The organism is Clostridium sp. AF12-41, assembly GCF_003461685.1.
In the GTDB taxonomy this organism is placed as follows: Bacteria; Bacillota; Clostridia; order Lachnospirales; family Lachnospiraceae; genus Otoolea; species Otoolea fessa.
The window spans coordinates 79,717-96,165 of the sequence record NZ_QTXO01000001.1 but is presented as its reverse complement, the minus strand read 5'-3'; the positions used below and the strand labels follow the sequence as shown (position 1 = coordinate 96,165).

Genomic DNA, 16,449 nt, shown 5'->3' with positions numbered 1-16,449 from the left:
ATCGCATTGATCTGTCGCCCCCACTTTTACACTTTCTTCTCTTCCAGCACTTTCTCGTAAGGCACTGCCGGAAGATGAATCTTCACCGCGGTTCCCTCATCCGGCTCCGACTCGATCGAAAGACCATATTCCGCGCCGAAATACAGCTTGATCCGCTCGTTGACATTGCGTACCCCGATGCCGGATCCGCGCTTGGATGCCACGTGCGCCGTATCGGTAAAGAGGCTCTCGACCTGTTCCTCCGTCATGCCAAGCCCATTGTCCCGCACCTCCAGATACAGCTCTTTTTCCTCCTGCCAGGCGCGCACGAAGATCTCGCCGTCGCCGTCCATATATTCCATGCCATGGTAGATCGCATTCTCCACCAGCGGCTGCAGCATCAGTTTTAAACTTGCAAGTTCCAAAACCTCATCATCTGACTTGATCGTATAGGTAAACTTATTTTTAAACCGCATCTGTTGGATCATCAGGTAATTCCGGACGTGTTCCAGCTCATCCTTCACAGTAATTAAGCTCTTGCCGCGGCTTAAACTGATACGGAAGAACCGCGCCAGCGCCGTCACCACCTTGACCGCCTCCGTTTTCTGCTCATTTTCAATCATCCAGACAATGATATCGAGCGTATTATAGAGGAAATGCGGATTGATCTGCGACTGCAGCGTATCAAACTCCTGCTTGCGTTTCGCCTCATGCTCACGCACAATATCCTGCATCAGGAGGCGGATCTGACCCGCCATATCACTGATCGATTTTCCCAGATGGCGGATCTCATACGAACCGCCGATGTACACCGGTGCGCTTAAATTGCCCGCCTCCAGGACGCCGACCGATTTTTCCAGCTCACGGATCGGATTCGTGATCCTCGATGAAATATAAGAGTTAATCAGAGCCAGAATGCACAAAATCAGGGCAATGACAAATACGATAAAAAGCCGGGTTTTGATCGTGTTGAGCGACACGGCATTTTCCGGCGTCACCCCGACCACCTTCCAGCCTGTGTAGCCGATCGTCTTGACCGTCGCCATCCGCTTTTTTCCGGCAAATATCTCCTCATGATTTCCGTCCGAATAGCCGGCTGCCTGTCCATTGTTCTCCTGCACCCAGCCGGAATCCAGAAGCTGCATCTGCGGGTGGTAAAGAATCTCGCCATTTCCGCTGATCATATAGAAATAACCGCCGCGCCCCGTCGTGATGCCGCCAAAGAGCTGTTCCAGGCTCGAATAGCGAATATCGACCAGAAGGACGCCCTGCGAGGTCGAGGTTCCGTGTGTCAGTTCGACCGCCCGCGATAGCGAAATGACCCATCGGTATTGATTTTCCGCATTGTCAAACACATACTGTACGTGCGGCAGGGAAAAATGCTGGTTTTCCGTCCGGTTTAAGGCGCTCCGGAACCATTCTTCCTGCGTCACATCCACCTCATTTTTCAGACGCACCGCCGGGACTGCCTCCAGAAGCGCCCCATCCTCCGAAAACAGGGCAATATTCTCCACATTATCCTTATTATTATCGTAGAGAAGCGTAAATTCACTTCCAAGCGACTGGCTCGACAGATCGGCATTCTTGATCGTGCCATAATAAAGCGAGTCGGACAGCTTCATGATCGTGCGGAGATACGACTCCACAGAGCGCCCCACCTGCGCGATCAGGTTCTGGCTCTCCTCCTGTACTACTTCCGTGACCTGCCGTGACATTCTCTGGTACAGCGACAGGGAGATCAGTACACTCGCCGCCAGCGCCGTGATCGTAAAATAGATAAAGATCATCGACCGGATGCTGGCATCGTCAAAGAGCTTTTTCTTCCAGATCGTCCTTTTTTTACCCATTATGCCTCCCCGCTCCGGTGTGCCGTGCGGTACCGCGTCGGGGAAACACCGAATTTTTTCTTAAATACGTAACTGAAATAGTTCTGCTCCGGGTAGCCGACCTTTTCCGCGATGATATACGTCTTGTCGTCAGTTGCCATCAGAAGCTCGACCGCGCGCCCCAGCCGGACATCGGTCAGATAGGCGATGTACGCCTGTCCCGTCTCCTTCTTAAACATCGTTGAAAAATACGCCGGGCTCATATGCAGATGGCGGCAGATCTTCTCCACCGACAGATCCGGATCTTGAAAATTGTCCTGAATGTACTGCTTCGCCTCGCGGATCACGTTTTTTGTCGTATTGCTCCGCTCTTCTTCCATTCCGGCATTCATCTTGAGCGCCACCTCGGTCAGGTACGGGCGGACATTCTCCATCTTCTGGACGCGCCCCAGAATCTCGAAATAATCATTTTCCACGCCAAACATCTCGCTGATCCGCAGATCATACTGCTGGGAGAGCTGTGTCAGCACATTGATGATCGCAAGCACATACGCCTGATACTGGCGGTAATGCACCCGCGCATCCTCCATCCGGCTCACAATCCCGTCTATCACGGAACGGATCTTTTCCTTCGGTCCAAACTTGACTGCCGCTATAAGCTCCGACTCCATCCGGCTGTCGAACCGGAGTTTTTCATGCCCGGACGGTTCCATATCGCCGATGCAGATCACACCGCCGGAACCCGTGATCGCACGGTAACCGAGCGCATTGAGTGCAGTGTGGCACGGGCGGCTTAAATCCGTCAGCGAGCTGCAGCTCTCACCCACGCCGATCGTAACCGATACCTCCAGAATTTTCTTCGTCTCCTTGCAGATATCGCCCAGCAGGGCAATCAGCCCGGTCTGTGTATTGTCTTTGTCGATCGCCACCAGAAGGATCGTCTCAAAGGAAGAATGGAATACAATAAAACGGTACTGCCCTTCCAGTTTTTCCTCAATCAGATTGCGGACGGAGATCGGAATCAGCTCCCGCTGCTGATGCAGCGAAACCGCCTTGTCCACCTTCTCATCCGGTTCCAGATGGATCGCCGCAATCACCCATTTGACCGCACCCGCAACGTCGATCGCATATTCGTTCAGTTTTTCCTCAATCTGCGCTTCCTCCATGCCGCCGTGAATCAGGTCATTCAAAAAATGTTCCCGGATCGCCGGAAGACTCTTGATATAACTTTCCCTAAGCAGGGTAACATTCCGCTTCTGCTCGATCTCCTCATCGAGATTTTTCTTGATTTTCTTTAAAATCGCCGTCAGCTCTTCGACATTGACCGGCTTTAAAATATATTCGATCACATTGAGCTTGATCGCCTTTTTGGCGTACTCAAATTCATCAAAACCAGAAAAAATCACGATCTTGATGGACGGATATCTCTGCCGTATATTCTCCGCCATCTCCAGCCCGTCCATATATGGCATCCGGATGTCTGTCAGCACAACATCCGGCTCATTCTGCTCGATCTTTTCCAGCGCTTCCTTCCCGTTCTCCGCATCCCCGATCACCTCGAATCCGGCATCCTGCCAGTCGATTTTGCGTATGATGCTTGTCCGTACTTCCTCCTCGTCATCTACCAGCATGATTTTATATGGGTTCATATGGATTCGTCCTTTCAGTTCCTGATGCAATGTTGTTGTGAGCCAGTTTGTCTTAGGACTCTGGAGCTCTGCTACGGTATCCCCATTCCAGCTTTCCCTGACACCTCATGAGGAAGTGGCTGGGCAGGCTGGAATGAGGGGAATTTCTTTCTTTACATTATACCACATCTTTCTTTATTTGTGAGTTTGTGATTTTTCACTGGCAGGTTCCATTTTCTGTAAAGGCGTGCTTCGTCCCCGGGTGCGGGAACCCGGTTCCACACAGCGTCTGCATCCGGTCCGCCGTCCGCGGCAGGCGAGACAGTCTTCATCTATTTCATAAACGGCATTTCCATCAATGATCAGCCGGGTATTCATAGTTCTGAATCCTTTTTTTCTTATTTTTTATAATATACTATATGTGGTTTTTCCTGTCCCGGAGCTTTTTTTCTTTAAACATTCCCGTTCTTTTTCGGTTCCAAAAGTGCCTACCCGTGAACCAAAACGTCTTTTTTTCCTCTCATCTGCATATATTGAGACAAAGATTTGGGAGGTTTTTTTCGTGAGCCAAGATGTTTCTCTCAAAATGACCGAGTTAGACCGCCTGACCTCACTCCCACATATGCAGCTTGTCAAGGCGGCGCTTCCCTATATTCACATCCCGGAACAGCGTTTTTTCTCCCTGTTTGTGAAATTCCGCGAACTAGAAAAGACGATGCAGCTATTTGCTGATCCGGCCGACGGTGAGATCGGAATCTGCTCGGTGGGCGAACGCGACAAGGATTCGCCGGTTGATATGCTGAAAGCGATCAAGCCGTATGGCACAGAGGAAGAGCAAAGTTCGATCGATCTGGTCTTAAATTTTATCGAAGGTTCCCGCCTCTATGAATCCTACTGGCAAAATATGCCGCAGACAGCATCCTTTCCGACTTCGCAAGATATCCAGAATGATTCACCCAATTCTGATGCAGTTCCGGCATCTGTCCTTTACCCGCAAGCCGATTATCCCCGCAGACAGAAAGAACCCACGGACCGTGCATCTGGCACATCCACTTCAAACAGACAGGAGGCACACACTATGGAATTTCAAAACTGGAAACAGGATCCGAGACTCCGCTCCATGGATCCAGACAAAATAAAACAGATGGAACAGTTAGCCGATCAGGCAAGAAACACGCCGCAAGACAAGCTTCTGCCGCTTCTCATGAGTCTCCGGGGCAGCAACGGTTCCCCGCAATTCTCAACCTCAGAAATGGACACTCTTTTTTCGATCCTGACAGACCAAATGCCCCCAGCGCAGAAACGGCAGGCGGAAATGCTGCGGATGCTGAGCCGGCAGATGGGCGGGGCAAATAAATCATAAAACCAGAGTTGCCACTGCTATTTTTCCAAATCATGCTACAATTCATTTCGATAATGGGAAGCTTGTGATGCAGGCTGAGAGGAAACCAAAAGTTCCGACCCAAAACCTGATTTGGATAATGCCAACGTAGGGACAGATATTTTGAGACACCTGAGCGCCGGATATTGTCCGGCGTTTTTGGGTTTCATTAGGAAATTATGTCCTATGAAACAAAAAAACTCATCTGGGGGTTCCTATCTGCTTCCAGATAAAAATCCCCAAATGAGATCTGACTCTCACAGCCTATCTAATTAGTAATTTGCTAAATCGCTCTCATCCTGCACCACCACAATCTTTGTCCCGGCATCCACCTGGCGCACAACCTGTTTCATATCTTCCTCCGGAATACTGATGCACCCGGAAGTTCCCGTATTATTCCAGCTCTTCGGGCAATGCAGAAAGATCGCCGATCCCTTTCCCGGTGTACACTCCGGATTATAATCCAACACCAGACCATAATTATACTGCGGCGCCTGCGCCATCAGATCCTCCGCCGAATTCCAGTCCTTCTGTACCTGCTTCGTATTTGCCAGCTTATTATAATACTGGCTGTTTCCGTCATCCACATAATAATCGCCGTCCACGATCTGGTGGTACGGCAGAATCGTTCCCGGATTTGCCTTCAGACCAAATGCCATCGTAAAGCGGTACACACCCGCCGGCGTCTTCTTATCGCCCTCCTGCTTCTGCGTCGTAATGCCGTTCATGCCGCTGACCGCCTCTTTTGACATCACCTGCACCAGTTTTCCATCTGCATCGCGTTTATACCAGTCCAGACGGCTCTTCGCCGGATCCTGACGGTTGCCAATCACCACAATCAGCTGCGTTGCATCCTTCGCCGCCTCCAGTGTATTTACATCCCCGTTGTAGCTTGCCGTAAGCGCCGGCCCTGTCGCTTTCTCCGCTGCCATCGCAGCCGCCGGAGCTGCCGCACTCATCAACATGCCTGCTGCCAATATTACCATTGCTTTCCGCTTCATTCTCAATTTCATCTTATTTATCTCCTATTATTTTATGTATCTGAATTTTACTCAAAAATCGGCTGCTTTTATCTTTCGCACACCTTTTTCCACACACTCTGTCAGTTCCTGCCACTTTCCAGTCCAGCCGCCTGCAGCATCGCCTTTCCAAAAATATGATGAAACAGCGCAATCACGCGCCCCACCAGCATGACAGCACAGACCGTTCCAATGCCGATTCCCACCGGTTTTCCCGCAAACAAAAGTCCCATAATCAGTGACAGAACAATGCAAAACGCATCCACACAGTTCTTCATCAGACCCGTGCCGATTCCAAAGGTGTCTGCAAGCACCTGCACCAGACCATCGCCCGGATTTGGCACCAGCCGCATTGACAGGGACATCGCCGCGCCGATGCCTGTAAAAATCAGAGCAAGCATCAACACTCCCAGGCGTCCTAAAAGTCCAGAAGCCGCCGGTCCACATTCTTCCAGCGGCGGTATGCACGCTGAAAACACATTCAGAAATCTTGTAAATACAATACTCAATGGAAACTGCAGCGCATCTTTCATAAGCAGGCTGCGTCCGGCTTTTCCTTTCTCCCGCAGATGAATCGCCGCCTGAATCAAGACAAAGATACCATACAGGACAAAGGTCATATCACCAAAATTCCGGTTCCAGATCACGGACGCTGCATACGAAAGTGAAATAATCGGCGACACTCCGAGTCCTGCTTTGGTATTGAGTGTAAGCCCCATCGCCAGAATCAGAAGCCCCATCAGATAGAAGCTCCACCGTGCTACCCCGCTTCCCGTCGGTTTCTCTGTCATTTCCATGTTGTGATTCAAGATTTCCTCATCCCTTTTTCTTAATATTCGTTAAATCGTAACTGTTCAGTCCCCTCACAGTCACGCGCAAAAATCCATTAAAAATTGCCTATGGCAATAGGATTTTTGCCTGCTGGCCCATGTTTTCGTACGGTCAGCGCAGTAAATGCGCAGACCTGCTGAACAGTTACATTAAATCTATTCTATTATAGATCCTTCTCTTTCCACTTGACAAGCGCTTTCCGTTCTCTTTACTTTTTCCATCCTCTATGCTACACTAAACTCATGATTTTAGCTGTATCAAAGGAGTTTTATACATATGAAAAAAGATATGACCGAAGGGCGGGAATGGTCCTCCATCCTGCTCTTTTCCCTGCCTATCATGGGGGCAAACCTGCTGCAGGTTTTGTACAACCTCGCTGACAGCGTGATCGTCGGAAACCTCATCAGCGCAACCGCCCTTGGAGCCGTCGGACTAACCAGCTCCATGATCTGGCTTCTGACCGCCATCTGCACCTCCATCGGTGCCGGTGTCAACATCGCAGTTGCCCAGTATTTCGGTGCCAAAAAAGAGACGGATATACAGGAATCCATCTCCGTCTCCTATCTGATCGCCGTGATCACAAGTATATTTTTAACCGCCGCCTGCTTTCTGGCAGCCCGTCCAGTTATTTTCGGCTTTTTGCAGGCACCGGAAGAAATGCGTTTCGACAGTATGGCCTACTTTCTGATCTACAGCGGCGGAATTATTTTCCAGCTGCTCTACAATGTCACCTACGGCATCCTGCGGGCACATGGGGATTCGCGCGGCGCACTCATTTTCCTGATGATCTCCGCCGCCCTGAACATCGTGCTGGACTGTGTGTTTATCTCCGTCTTTCATATGGGTGTCTCCGGCGCGGCTGCCGCGACCGTGATCGCACAGGCAGGTTCCGCCATCGCCAGTTTCCTGTATCTGCGGCACATTTTCCCGGATCTGCTGCCGAAACGGCGTTATCTCTACGCCTGGAAGAGACAGGGGGCGCTGCTGATGCGCCTGAGTATTCCGATCATGCTGCAGACGGGCGTCAATTCGATTGGTTTCCTCATCCTGCAGCGTCTCATCAACTCATTCGGCGCTCCCAGCATCGAGGGCTACGCTGCCATGCTGAAGGTCGAACAGCTCGCACACATCCCGTCCCAGAGCTTTAACGTCGCCATCTCCAGCTTCGCCGGACAGAATATCGGCGCCGAAAAACTGGACCGTGCCCGCCGCGGTTACCGCACGACCATCCTGATGGGTGTCCTGATCAGTATCTCCATCAGTATCGTGGTTCTGCTTTTTGACCGGCCGCTTCTCCAGATCTTCAACATCACCGGAGAGTCCCTGCGGCGCGCAAAGGAACATCTCGACATCCTGATGTTCTTCATCTGGACCAGCACGATCACCAACATCACCTGCGGTTTCCTGCAGGGAGCCGGCGATGTCAAGATCCCGGCAGCTTCCGGTTTCATCAACCTGGGCATCCGCCTCACGCTCTCCTTTCTTCTGGCGCTCACCCCGGTTGGCTTCCGCTGCTACTACGTGAGCATGCCGCCCGCATGGCTGATCGCCTGCTTTGTAGTTGTGATGCGCTACCGGAGCGGAAAATGGAGGGAGTTTCGAATTGTAAAAGAGTAAAGAAAAGGGATGGAAGAATTTACTTTGGGGGTGATTTCTTCCATCCTTATTTCGTTTAAAGCTCTTTTTCGCGTTTTACCCGCTCCTAAAATTTTAGCACACTACTATCTATAAAACACAAACTCCATTTTTACCATGCACATTCCACTCCACGCGCACACCGCTGCTGCCAGTGCCCGGTATGTAAACACGATATGGATATAAGAATGATTCACAAACACACTATACCAGGCAAACGGAATCAGGCAAATCATAAGATATGGCAACATACATAGGAAGAGCTCCCGCCAGCCACTCCGAACATGCAGGCTTTGTCTATTTCTCCACAGCATAAAAATCGTCAACAGAAGAAAGACAACCGCCGCTAATACCAGAACCCCTATAAATCCGGCACCTATATTCCGCATAAATACCATCACTCTGGAAAAATGATTTTCTCCATAGCTGCTGGAAACGCGGACCTGTGCCTGCGAAACGGCATCTGCCAAAACATTCTGACGTAAAATAATCGAAGAAATCAGCCATTTTCCTGCCCACATGCCAAAATAGCCAAATCCCCAAACGACTGAACCAGCCGCAATCTGCCGAATCTTCTCTGCAGGCGCCGTTTTTTCCTGAATCATCATAAAAACAGTCAGTAATACCCCTAATGAAGCGACCGGATATGTAAGCAAATCCGCGTATGCAATCACAATCCCATTCATCAAAAACAGATAAAGAAAATGTCCCTCCCTGCACATCCATTTCTGAAAATAAATACACACAATAACCGACAGCATCGTCGGGTAAAATACCGTCGAAAGCTGCAGCGAATGAATAATCGCTAATGGACGCAAAAATAAAATCGTAATCCCCAACGGCAGGAACAACTGATATTGTTTTCTTTTTATTATAACCAACACCAGTAATAATATTGTAACCGCAAAAAAGACTGTATTAATTGACCGTATACCCAAATAATCGGTTACCATCAAAAGCGGCCTAAGCGCCACCAGATAGCCATGCCAATAACGCGGGTACGCAATACTGCCAACGTCCTCCTCCGCCTTCACGTATGCATCTAACGAAGTAATCGGATCTCCATTCTGATAATCTGGTCGGTAGGCTGCAGCCGCGCGGTTCAGCGCACTGGCATCTTCTTTCTGATAACAGGCATTTCCAATCATAAGCGCATCCGTCCAGTTATCCAGCTGATCCGCATATGTATAACCAACCGCCGCACCTATCCCTTCATAAGAAAATGTTTCCGCCGATCGAGCTGCATGCGCCTGGGTCAAACGATCCGGCAGCAAAAATACGCACCATAGTAAAAATATGCCTGCAAACAGACTTGCAAGCAGCATCAAACATAATTTTGCACTTATCTTTAGAAATTTCATACTCTCTCCCAACTATTGACATAGCATCAAAAAAGAAGCCCACCTACAAATCGTATACGATTATAGTAAGCGGGCTGATCAACATTATGCTTCTTTCAGTTTCTCAACCACTACTTTACATCTCTTTTTGTAAAAAGCGATGCCATAAAGCATTATATTATGGCGACCATCATTTTTCAGATACTCAGAATACCTTCGATCTCTGATTTGCTTGAGCGCTCTTTCACAGGTCTTATCTAATCCTGACACTTCCTTGGAATGCTTAAATTCAAAGATAATGCCATTATCCGGATTTTGCGGTTCAATGATAATATCAGCATATGTATAACCAACCGCCGCACCTATTCCTTAAACTTTTCCAAAATATTCCTAACTTCATCCACATCTATTTTCATCTGTTCTGCAATCTGGTTTTCTGTATATTTATCTCGATATAATCTATAAATTCCAAACACTCGTTCTTCACCCTGCTTCTGACCTTCCTTTAATCCTTCCTTCTTACCTTCCGCATACTCTGCCTTCCGAATCAATTCCTTTTCCCGTTTCTCATCATATTCGAAAATACACACCTCTATCGCCTCCGTTCGATTCTTTCTCAGGAAATCAGCCAGTATATTTTCCTCAATACATTCCGTCACAGCCTGCTCTGCCGCCCGGTTTATGTCCTTATACTCTGCCGCATATTTACGAATCTTGTCAACCAGAAGCATATACTCTTTCAACAGGCAGCAAGTTTCCAAAATCCTCTGTTTTTTATCCAGATTAATATTCAATACCTTCACTATCAATTCCAGCTCTGGTTCATCCGCCTTCTGGCAGAATGAATGTGACAGTTTCAGAACACTTTCCGCTTCCCGCTCCTCTTCTCCATTGTAAAATACAACAAAGTGTGGGGTCGGCAATTCTACCAGCGTTGACGCATACAGCGTTTGATTCCGAATGAGCATCTGGTATTCTTTCGTCACATAAATCAGAAAACGCAGCGGCATATTCGGATTCCAGGTTGACTGATGTTCATACAAATTCAACTGCATATCCAGCAAAAATGCCTGGTCATTTTTCATATTCATATAAACTGCATTTTCCAGCGTCACGATCTCCAACTCTTTTGCATCCGTATAATGTGAATGATTTACCGCATTATACAGACTCAACAGGTTCTCCCTTGTACTGAAAATCATCCGAAACAACGTATCCTTGTGATCCCGCCTTACTTTTACAGAATTCATATTTCTCATTCATTCTCCCTTCTGGCAGGAGAATTTCCACTTTTCTTTTAACCCTTTGAAAATCTCCTGCTCTTCAATTATTGTTGACTTGGATAAGCATAAGATTTCTCAGATTAAAATTAGAATATTAGATACCGCTTAAATTGCTGATAAAGAAAAATATATGCTTGATAAGATAAATGTAGCATATCCGCATATAGGATGCAAGAAGAATTTATTTCTTTTACATTCTTATTTTATGCCCCAGTTACTGTTCACGCATGCGTGCCCAGTAACGGAATTTGCTGTGGCTTCGCATTCAAATACGGCAAATTCCTGCTGCCACCACGTTTTCTTACGGCACTTTCTGTTCCAAAAGTGCCTACCCGTGAACAGTAACTGCCCCAGAACATTCCCAAATACCGTTTCCGCATTTCCATATCCAACGGTGCATCTGTCATAACTTTCGTATTCAAATAAGGAGTGCCCTCCCTCCGAAAGACACTCCCGTCTAAGCTAAAAATCATTTAAATCGTTCCAAAATTTTCCGTACTTCTTCTACATTCATCCCCAGCTTCTCTTTAATCTGGTTTTCCGTGTAGTTCGCGCGAAATAATTGGTAAATATTAAATATCCGTTCGGCTTCTTCTTTCTTTCCAGCTTCCCGTCCAATCCTTTCTCCCTCTTTCATACCTTCCGCATACTCCGCCTTCCGGATCAGCTCCTTCTCCCGCTTATCATCATATTCAAAAATACACATTTCAATCGCCTCCGCCCGATTCTTTCTTAAAAAATCAGCCAGTATATTTTCCTCGATACACTCCGTCACTGCCTGTTCGACTGCCTGATTAATATCTTTATACTCATCCGTATATCTACGAATCTTATTCACCAGAAGCATATATTCTTTCAAAAGCTGGCACGCCTCCAACACTTCCTGTTTCTTATCAAGGTTAATATTCAACACCCTTACCATCAATTCCAGCTCTGGTTTATCCGTCTTCTGCTGAAACGAATGCGACAGCCTCAGAATCGTCTCCGCCTCCTGCTCCGTCTCCCCATTATAAAACACAACAAAATGCGGTGTCGGCACCTTTACCAGCGCCGATGCATAAAGCGTCTGATTCCGCACCAGCATCTGGTACTCCTTTGCCACATACATCAAAAAGCGCAGCGGCATATTCGGATTCCAGGTGGACTGATGTTCATAAAGGTTCAGCTGCATATCAAGCAGAAACGCCTGATCATTCTTCATGTTCATATAAACCGCATTTTTCAGCGTCACAATCTCAAGCTCCGATGCATCTGTGTAATGCGAATGATTCACCGCATTATAAAGACTCAGCAGATTCTCCCTCGTGCTGAAAATCATCCGAAACAGCGTATCCTTGTGATTCCGCTTCACTTTTACAGAATTCCTACTTCTCATTCATTCTCCCTTCTGGCAGGAGAATTTCCACTTTTCTTTTAACCCTTTGAAAATCTCCTGCTCTTCAATTGTTGTTGACTTGGATAAGCATAAGATTTTCTTAGATTATTTTTAGAATATAGATAAATATATGAAATGTGGTAAAGAAAAATATATGCTTGTTATGTTAAATGTAGCATATCCTTACAGGAGATGCAAGCAGAATAACATCCTTTTTTAACAAACTTTTGATGTTTCAAATTCATGTCCTTCTTCCCTTCTTCCCAGACATCCCCGCCATCACAATAACAAACCAGAAAAACGGCTGCCTGCAGTTCATCAGCGTAAAACTCTCTGCCAGAAGTGCCAGCACCGCCGCCCTCTGCGCTTTCTCACACCGAATCACATTTTTCACAATCCAATACACCAGAAATGTGGTAGGAATCAGTCCATACGAAAACCAGACATCAAAAAAGCTGGAATGAATCTCATTAACATGAAAAACATCAAACACGCCCGGACTCAGAAGCTTCTCAAATCCATCATACGGAATAAAACGTTCAAAAAAGCCCTCTCCCGCTCCATAAAACAGATACTGAGGCGTCAATACCAGCCGTTCCGCACTTCTGTCATACAGCAGATCATAGAGATTTCCATTTGCCAGTTTCCAGATCTTCTGCTGAATTCTGGAAAGAAGCGTATAATCCGTCTGCGAAACATCAAAATTTGCCCCTGGCCAGATCAGATAGACGCCCAGCGCCAGCATCACTACAACAGCTGCCCCGCCGAACCACCAGAGTTTTTTATACTTTGAGTGCGTGCATCTTTCCCAGAAAAACTGCCATGTCAATATTACAAAAAAGACAAGCAGTCCCACAAACATACCGGTTGATTTTGCTTTTCCAATCAGAAAAACTCCCAGAAAAAACATTCCCCAGCACGCAATCCGTGTCTTGACTGTATACTCTGCCTTCCGCCGGTATTCCATAAAAAGCACCAGAATCATCGTAAAAATGAAAAATGCAAACTGGTTCGGATCATTAAACGTTCCCATAAACCGGGAACCGCCCCAGCTCTCATGAAAATAGCGTCCGCGTCCGGAAATCAAAACAATTGTCTGAAACACCAGGTTGATCCGGCACATCCAGCAAAGTCCCCGCATAAACGAATCCGAATAAAGTGTCCGGAACGTCCAGATCAGGAATGCAGAATAAATCCAATAAAGCGTATGTAACGGAAAACTTCCTTTTCCTGTCCGAACAAAATAAATGCCATTAATGACAGCTGCAAATATCAGGAAGACAGCCCAGGGCAGATCCTCCTGATACCAGATTTTTTTACCACTTCTCCGGGCCAGAGCAAAGGTCAGAACACCTGATACGGCGAAAAACAAATCCGCGATGCCGATGCTGCCGCTGGGGAGAAGGTAGAATTGTTTGGTGAGGACGGCTGTGTAAAAAAATAAGCATTGCATTTTATATTCCTCCATAAAATAAACCTTCAAACCAACTAATTCTATATGAATTCGCTTGAAGGTTTATATGCCATTCAGTTTATTCTGTTGTAATCCAAAAGATAGTACAGGAAGATATTAATTTTAGTTCGACTGAATTTCTTCAACTATAAAGTCAACTATTCTGTCACGAAAAGTATCATCGTACTCCAATTCAACAGCCTCTTCATCTAGTCCCATATCACGCAAACTAAAATACTCCATTGAATTCCCAACACCAAATTTTATTCCCGGTTGATTTATAATTATTTTCTTACACTTAAAACTACTAATAATATCACATAACCCACTCCTAATACCAACAAAATATCCTGCATATTCAAGGAATTCTTTTGATTGCTCATATGAAAAGAATATCGCTGTTGTTCCCGGAATAACAGGCTCATTACTTCCAATACTATTGGTACATACATTATATCCTTCTAACGTCAATCTTTCGGCTAACATTCCCCAAAAATCTGACGAAATACAAGGAATCGAATTTGAATATGGCGATAAAATTATTGTATTATGTTTTTTTAAATTTCGCTCTTCAAAAAACTTATTAACATAATCATCATCAGCACCAAACAACGGTCTCTCTTTGATAGCCTTTTGGTCTAATTTAAAAACAATATATAAAAGCATATCATTAAAATTTAACGATTTATAATTCCGCATATTGTCTACTATCCCCATATGCATACTGATCGCTCTATAATGTAATATTTTTATATTTGTTAACTTTCTTCCAACAAAAAGCGAAAAGCGAACCAAATCATCCATTTCTCGTTGGGTTATTGGAACCACATTAACAATATTATACATTTTTGCTACTTTTGCATCACCCTTACCCACAACACAAAAGATGTATTCATTTATTTTATTTTGTTTGATATATTCCGGAAAATATAATCCAAATATATAAACATCTCCTGTAGCTTTATGTGGGCATAAAAATAATGTATGGTTCTTTCCAAATTTACCATTTAATTTATTATACAAAATATACCCTCGATAATTACTTACCGCATATGACAACAATTTATATATTGATGGATATTTTAAATTTAGTATTTCTTTTGCTTTTTCTCGTCCAATTACTTTATTCATTATTACCCCTTTATTTAACAGAATCAAAAAAAGCTTTTATTTCTTCATTATTACCGTGATATATTTTTTCTTGTTTCTTTTTTAATTTACTCAACTTTAAAAGACCAATCACTACTAGTTCTTCTTTAGAAATATCATTTTTCCCTATCAATTCAATTCCGTCACGCCCTTCCGGACGTGTTAATGAAGAAACAACAATTCTGTCATCAAATGGACATAATGAATAATAACTTAATATTTTATCAATATTATTTTCTTTCAAAAGAACTATAGCCCTAACTCTTTTAGAAAAATATGGTATTATTTCTTTTATTATGGCATCCGATGATATTAGAATCGCAGTGTTGGCATAAACTCTATTCAAAAACTCATCTAAATGAAGCAATGTATAATAAACACATTCTCTATCTTCTTTTATAGGCGGTAAAACAATAACAAATTCGTTTGATTTACGATTATAGGAATGTACAATTCTATGCCACAATCCAAATCCTTTAAAAGCATCTAAATAATTAGAGAGCAATTTAATACCAATTCTCATCTTTATACTCCTATATTAACCTATCAAGTAACTTTCTCATAACCTTTCATTTGTTATAATTTATCGTTAAACTCAACACTCAACTCATTCTTCGCATCTCTCTCCATACAAACCGCATAAGCCATTTTCAATCCAGAAGGTTTATTATCATTGACTAAAATGCGCTCTCCATACGGAGCCTCATAAACAATCGTATTATATCTAATTCCATTTTCATTCAAAAATGTTTCTGTTACATCTGCATATTCCTTTTTTCGAGATGTCAGAAAAACAATCATATCTTCCCGTGGAATAGAGCAAAGAAATTCCTTTGCTCCATCCAAAAAAACATCTTTCCCGTACATTTTATATCCATTATGCACTACTATTGTTCCGTCCAGATCCAAGATCCACGTGTGCGGTAATGCAGATAATGTCAGTTTCATATTTTTTCTCCTCTTAATTTAGCTCCTATTCCACCACCTGGATGATTGACTTTAAAATCATCTAATGTAACGCCTCTTTTTTTAGCAATCTGCATTGCTAAACCCTGAAGAAGAATTAAATATACAGTAGTCGAATTGTTTGGAACAATATTCCATTCGTCTCCCTCATTTTTTAAATCTAAAATAAGATGCTCCTTTAAAATCGGAATCAATTTAGACTGTTTACTAAAACTTAGCAGCCATGTTTCAGTTCCTCGTTCAAGTAAATAATTGGCCAGCATAACTGATTCAACCGTATTTCCGCTTTTGGAAAGAAGAAGCACAATATCATTTTTTCCGACCATTCCCAAGTCACCATGCACTGCTGTATTAGTATGTAAAAAACGCGCATCCATACCGAGAGAATTCATTGTTCCAACAAACTTCTCGCAAATCGGAACATTTTTACCTAAACCACTAGCAACAATTTTACCTCCATTATCGATACATTTTATGCAATGATCAATTAACCGTTCAAACTGTTTTACATCAAGTGATCTTAATGACTCCTCACATGTATTCATAATATCATTAAAGTATTTTAACATTATATTTTATCTCCT

15 protein-coding genes and 1 riboswitch are annotated in these 16,449 nt (G+C 44.7%); of the genes, 2 read left to right on the top strand and 13 right to left on the bottom strand.

Annotation, left to right across the window (positions count from 1 at the left end; genetic code table 11):
- Positions 1 to 26: 26 nt before the first annotated feature.
- The 3 genes from DWV73_RS00390 to DWV73_RS00380 form a co-directional block, all read right to left on the bottom strand.
- Positions 27 to 1,826, bottom strand: coding sequence for a sensor histidine kinase (locus DWV73_RS00390; RefSeq protein WP_117795062.1), 1,800 nt, complete (start codon positions 1,824 to 1,826; stop codon positions 27 to 29).
- Entirely contained in the window at positions 1,826 to 3,454 is a 1,629-nt protein-coding gene (locus DWV73_RS00385) for a response regulator (protein WP_107001617.1), read from the bottom strand. The genes DWV73_RS00390 and DWV73_RS00385 overlap by 1 nt, the downstream gene beginning before the upstream one ends.
- A gap of 174 nt (positions 3,455 to 3,628) precedes the next feature.
- Positions 3,629 to 3,811, bottom strand: a complete 183-nt coding sequence (locus DWV73_RS00380) for a hypothetical protein (RefSeq protein WP_117795060.1) — start codon at positions 3,809 to 3,811, stop codon at positions 3,629 to 3,631.
- 184 nt (positions 3,812 to 3,995) lie between these two features.
- Here DWV73_RS00380 and DWV73_RS12905 point away from each other — a divergent pair, with 184 nt between their 5' ends.
- Positions 3,996 to 4,796 (top strand): hypothetical protein, encoded by an 801-nt coding sequence (locus tag DWV73_RS12905; RefSeq protein ID WP_242995686.1) that lies wholly within the window; start codon positions 3,996 to 3,998, stop codon positions 4,794 to 4,796.
- Between the two features lie 44 nt (positions 4,797 to 4,840).
- Positions 4,841 to 4,946, top strand: a riboswitch (TPP riboswitch).
- Positions 4,947 to 5,086: 140 nt separating this feature from the next.
- On the opposite strand, the gene DWV73_RS00370 is transcribed toward DWV73_RS12905, so the two are convergent.
- A complete protein-coding gene (locus DWV73_RS00370; RefSeq protein ID WP_117795058.1) occupies positions 5,087 to 5,827 on the bottom strand; it encodes a L,D-transpeptidase family protein in 741 nt (246 codons plus the stop codon).
- Between the two features lie 89 nt (positions 5,828 to 5,916).
- On the bottom strand, positions 5,917 to 6,630 hold the full coding sequence (locus DWV73_RS00365; protein ID WP_242995685.1) for a DUF6198 family protein: 714 nt from the start codon (positions 6,628 to 6,630) through the stop codon (positions 5,917 to 5,919).
- A gap of 310 nt (positions 6,631 to 6,940) precedes the next feature.
- On the opposite strand from DWV73_RS00365, the gene DWV73_RS00360 reads away from it, so the two are divergent.
- Entirely contained in the window at positions 6,941 to 8,281 is a 1,341-nt protein-coding gene (locus DWV73_RS00360) for an MATE family efflux transporter (RefSeq protein ID WP_117795056.1), read from the top strand.
- Positions 8,282 to 8,385: 104 nt separating this feature from the next.
- Here the strand turns inward: DWV73_RS00360 and DWV73_RS00355 are convergent, their stop codons facing one another.
- The 8 genes from DWV73_RS00355 to DWV73_RS00310 form a co-directional block, all read right to left on the bottom strand.
- Positions 8,386 to 9,624 (bottom strand): hypothetical protein, encoded by a 1,239-nt coding sequence (locus DWV73_RS00355; protein ID WP_207661024.1) that lies wholly within the window; start codon positions 9,622 to 9,624, stop codon positions 8,386 to 8,388.
- A gap of 377 nt (positions 9,625 to 10,001) precedes the next feature.
- Positions 10,002 to 10,889, bottom strand: a complete 888-nt coding sequence (locus DWV73_RS00345) for a transposase (protein ID WP_207661023.1) — start codon at positions 10,887 to 10,889, stop codon at positions 10,002 to 10,004.
- 502 nt (positions 10,890 to 11,391) lie between these two features.
- On the bottom strand, positions 11,392 to 12,297 hold the full coding sequence (locus DWV73_RS00335; protein WP_117795045.1) for a transposase: 906 nt from the start codon (positions 12,295 to 12,297) through the stop codon (positions 11,392 to 11,394).
- A 241-nt stretch (positions 12,298 to 12,538) separates the two neighbouring features.
- On the bottom strand, positions 12,539 to 13,750 hold the full coding sequence (locus tag DWV73_RS00330) for a hypothetical protein (RefSeq protein ID WP_242995684.1): 1,212 nt from the start codon (positions 13,748 to 13,750) through the stop codon (positions 12,539 to 12,541).
- 123 nt (positions 13,751 to 13,873) lie between these two features.
- On the bottom strand, positions 13,874 to 14,881 hold the full coding sequence (locus DWV73_RS00325) for a hypothetical protein (protein ID WP_117795041.1): 1,008 nt from the start codon (positions 14,879 to 14,881) through the stop codon (positions 13,874 to 13,876).
- Between the two features lie 10 nt (positions 14,882 to 14,891).
- A complete protein-coding gene (locus tag DWV73_RS00320; RefSeq protein WP_117795039.1) occupies positions 14,892 to 15,422 on the bottom strand; it encodes a hypothetical protein in 531 nt (176 codons plus the stop codon).
- Positions 15,423 to 15,475: 53 nt separating this feature from the next.
- A complete protein-coding gene (locus DWV73_RS00315) occupies positions 15,476 to 15,847 on the bottom strand; it encodes a hypothetical protein (RefSeq protein WP_117795037.1) in 372 nt (123 codons plus the stop codon).
- Positions 15,844 to 16,434, bottom strand: a complete 591-nt coding sequence (locus DWV73_RS00310) for an SIS domain-containing protein (RefSeq protein WP_117795035.1) — start codon at positions 16,432 to 16,434, stop codon at positions 15,844 to 15,846. Before DWV73_RS00310 ends, DWV73_RS00315 begins: the two co-directional genes overlap by 4 nt.
- Positions 16,435 to 16,449: the final 15 nt, after the last annotated feature.

Excerpts from the sequence above, each read along its gene's own strand:
- DWV73_RS00390 (WP_117795062.1), bottom strand. The coding sequence starts at position 1,826 with ATGGGTAAAAAAAGGACGATCTGGAAGAAAAAGCTCTTTGACGATGCC.
- DWV73_RS00385 (WP_107001617.1), bottom strand. The coding sequence starts at position 3,454 with ATGAACCCATATAAAATCATGCTGGTAGATGACGAGGAGGAAGTACGG.
- DWV73_RS00380 (WP_117795060.1), bottom strand. The coding sequence starts at position 3,811 with ATGAATACCCGGCTGATCATTGATGGAAATGCCGTTTATGAAATAGAT.
- DWV73_RS00370 (WP_117795058.1), bottom strand. The coding sequence starts at position 5,827 with ATGAAATTGAGAATGAAGCGGAAAGCAATGGTAATATTGGCAGCAGGC.
- DWV73_RS00365 (WP_242995685.1), bottom strand. The coding sequence starts at position 6,630 with ATGGAAATGACAGAGAAACCGACGGGAAGCGGGGTAGCACGGTGGAGC.
- DWV73_RS00360 (WP_117795056.1), top strand. The coding sequence starts at position 6,941 with ATGAAAAAAGATATGACCGAAGGGCGGGAATGGTCCTCCATCCTGCTC.
- DWV73_RS00355 (WP_207661024.1), bottom strand. The coding sequence starts at position 9,624 with ATGCTGCTTGCAAGTCTGTTTGCAGGCATATTTTTACTATGGTGCGTA.
- DWV73_RS00345 (WP_207661023.1), bottom strand. The coding sequence starts at position 10,889 with ATGAATTCTGTAAAAGTAAGGCGGGATCACAAGGATACGTTGTTTCGG.
- DWV73_RS00335 (WP_117795045.1), bottom strand. The coding sequence starts at position 12,297 with ATGAGAAGTAGGAATTCTGTAAAAGTGAAGCGGAATCACAAGGATACG.
- DWV73_RS00330 (WP_242995684.1), bottom strand. The coding sequence starts at position 13,750 with ATGCAATGCTTATTTTTTTACACAGCCGTCCTCACCAAACAATTCTAC.
- DWV73_RS00325 (WP_117795041.1), bottom strand. The coding sequence starts at position 14,881 with ATGAATAAAGTAATTGGACGAGAAAAAGCAAAAGAAATACTAAATTTA.
- DWV73_RS00320 (WP_117795039.1), bottom strand. The coding sequence starts at position 15,422 with ATGAGAATTGGTATTAAATTGCTCTCTAATTATTTAGATGCTTTTAAA.
- DWV73_RS00315 (WP_117795037.1), bottom strand. The coding sequence starts at position 15,847 with ATGAAACTGACATTATCTGCATTACCGCACACGTGGATCTTGGATCTG.
- DWV73_RS00310 (WP_117795035.1), bottom strand. The coding sequence starts at position 16,434 with ATGTTAAAATACTTTAATGATATTATGAATACATGTGAGGAGTCATTA.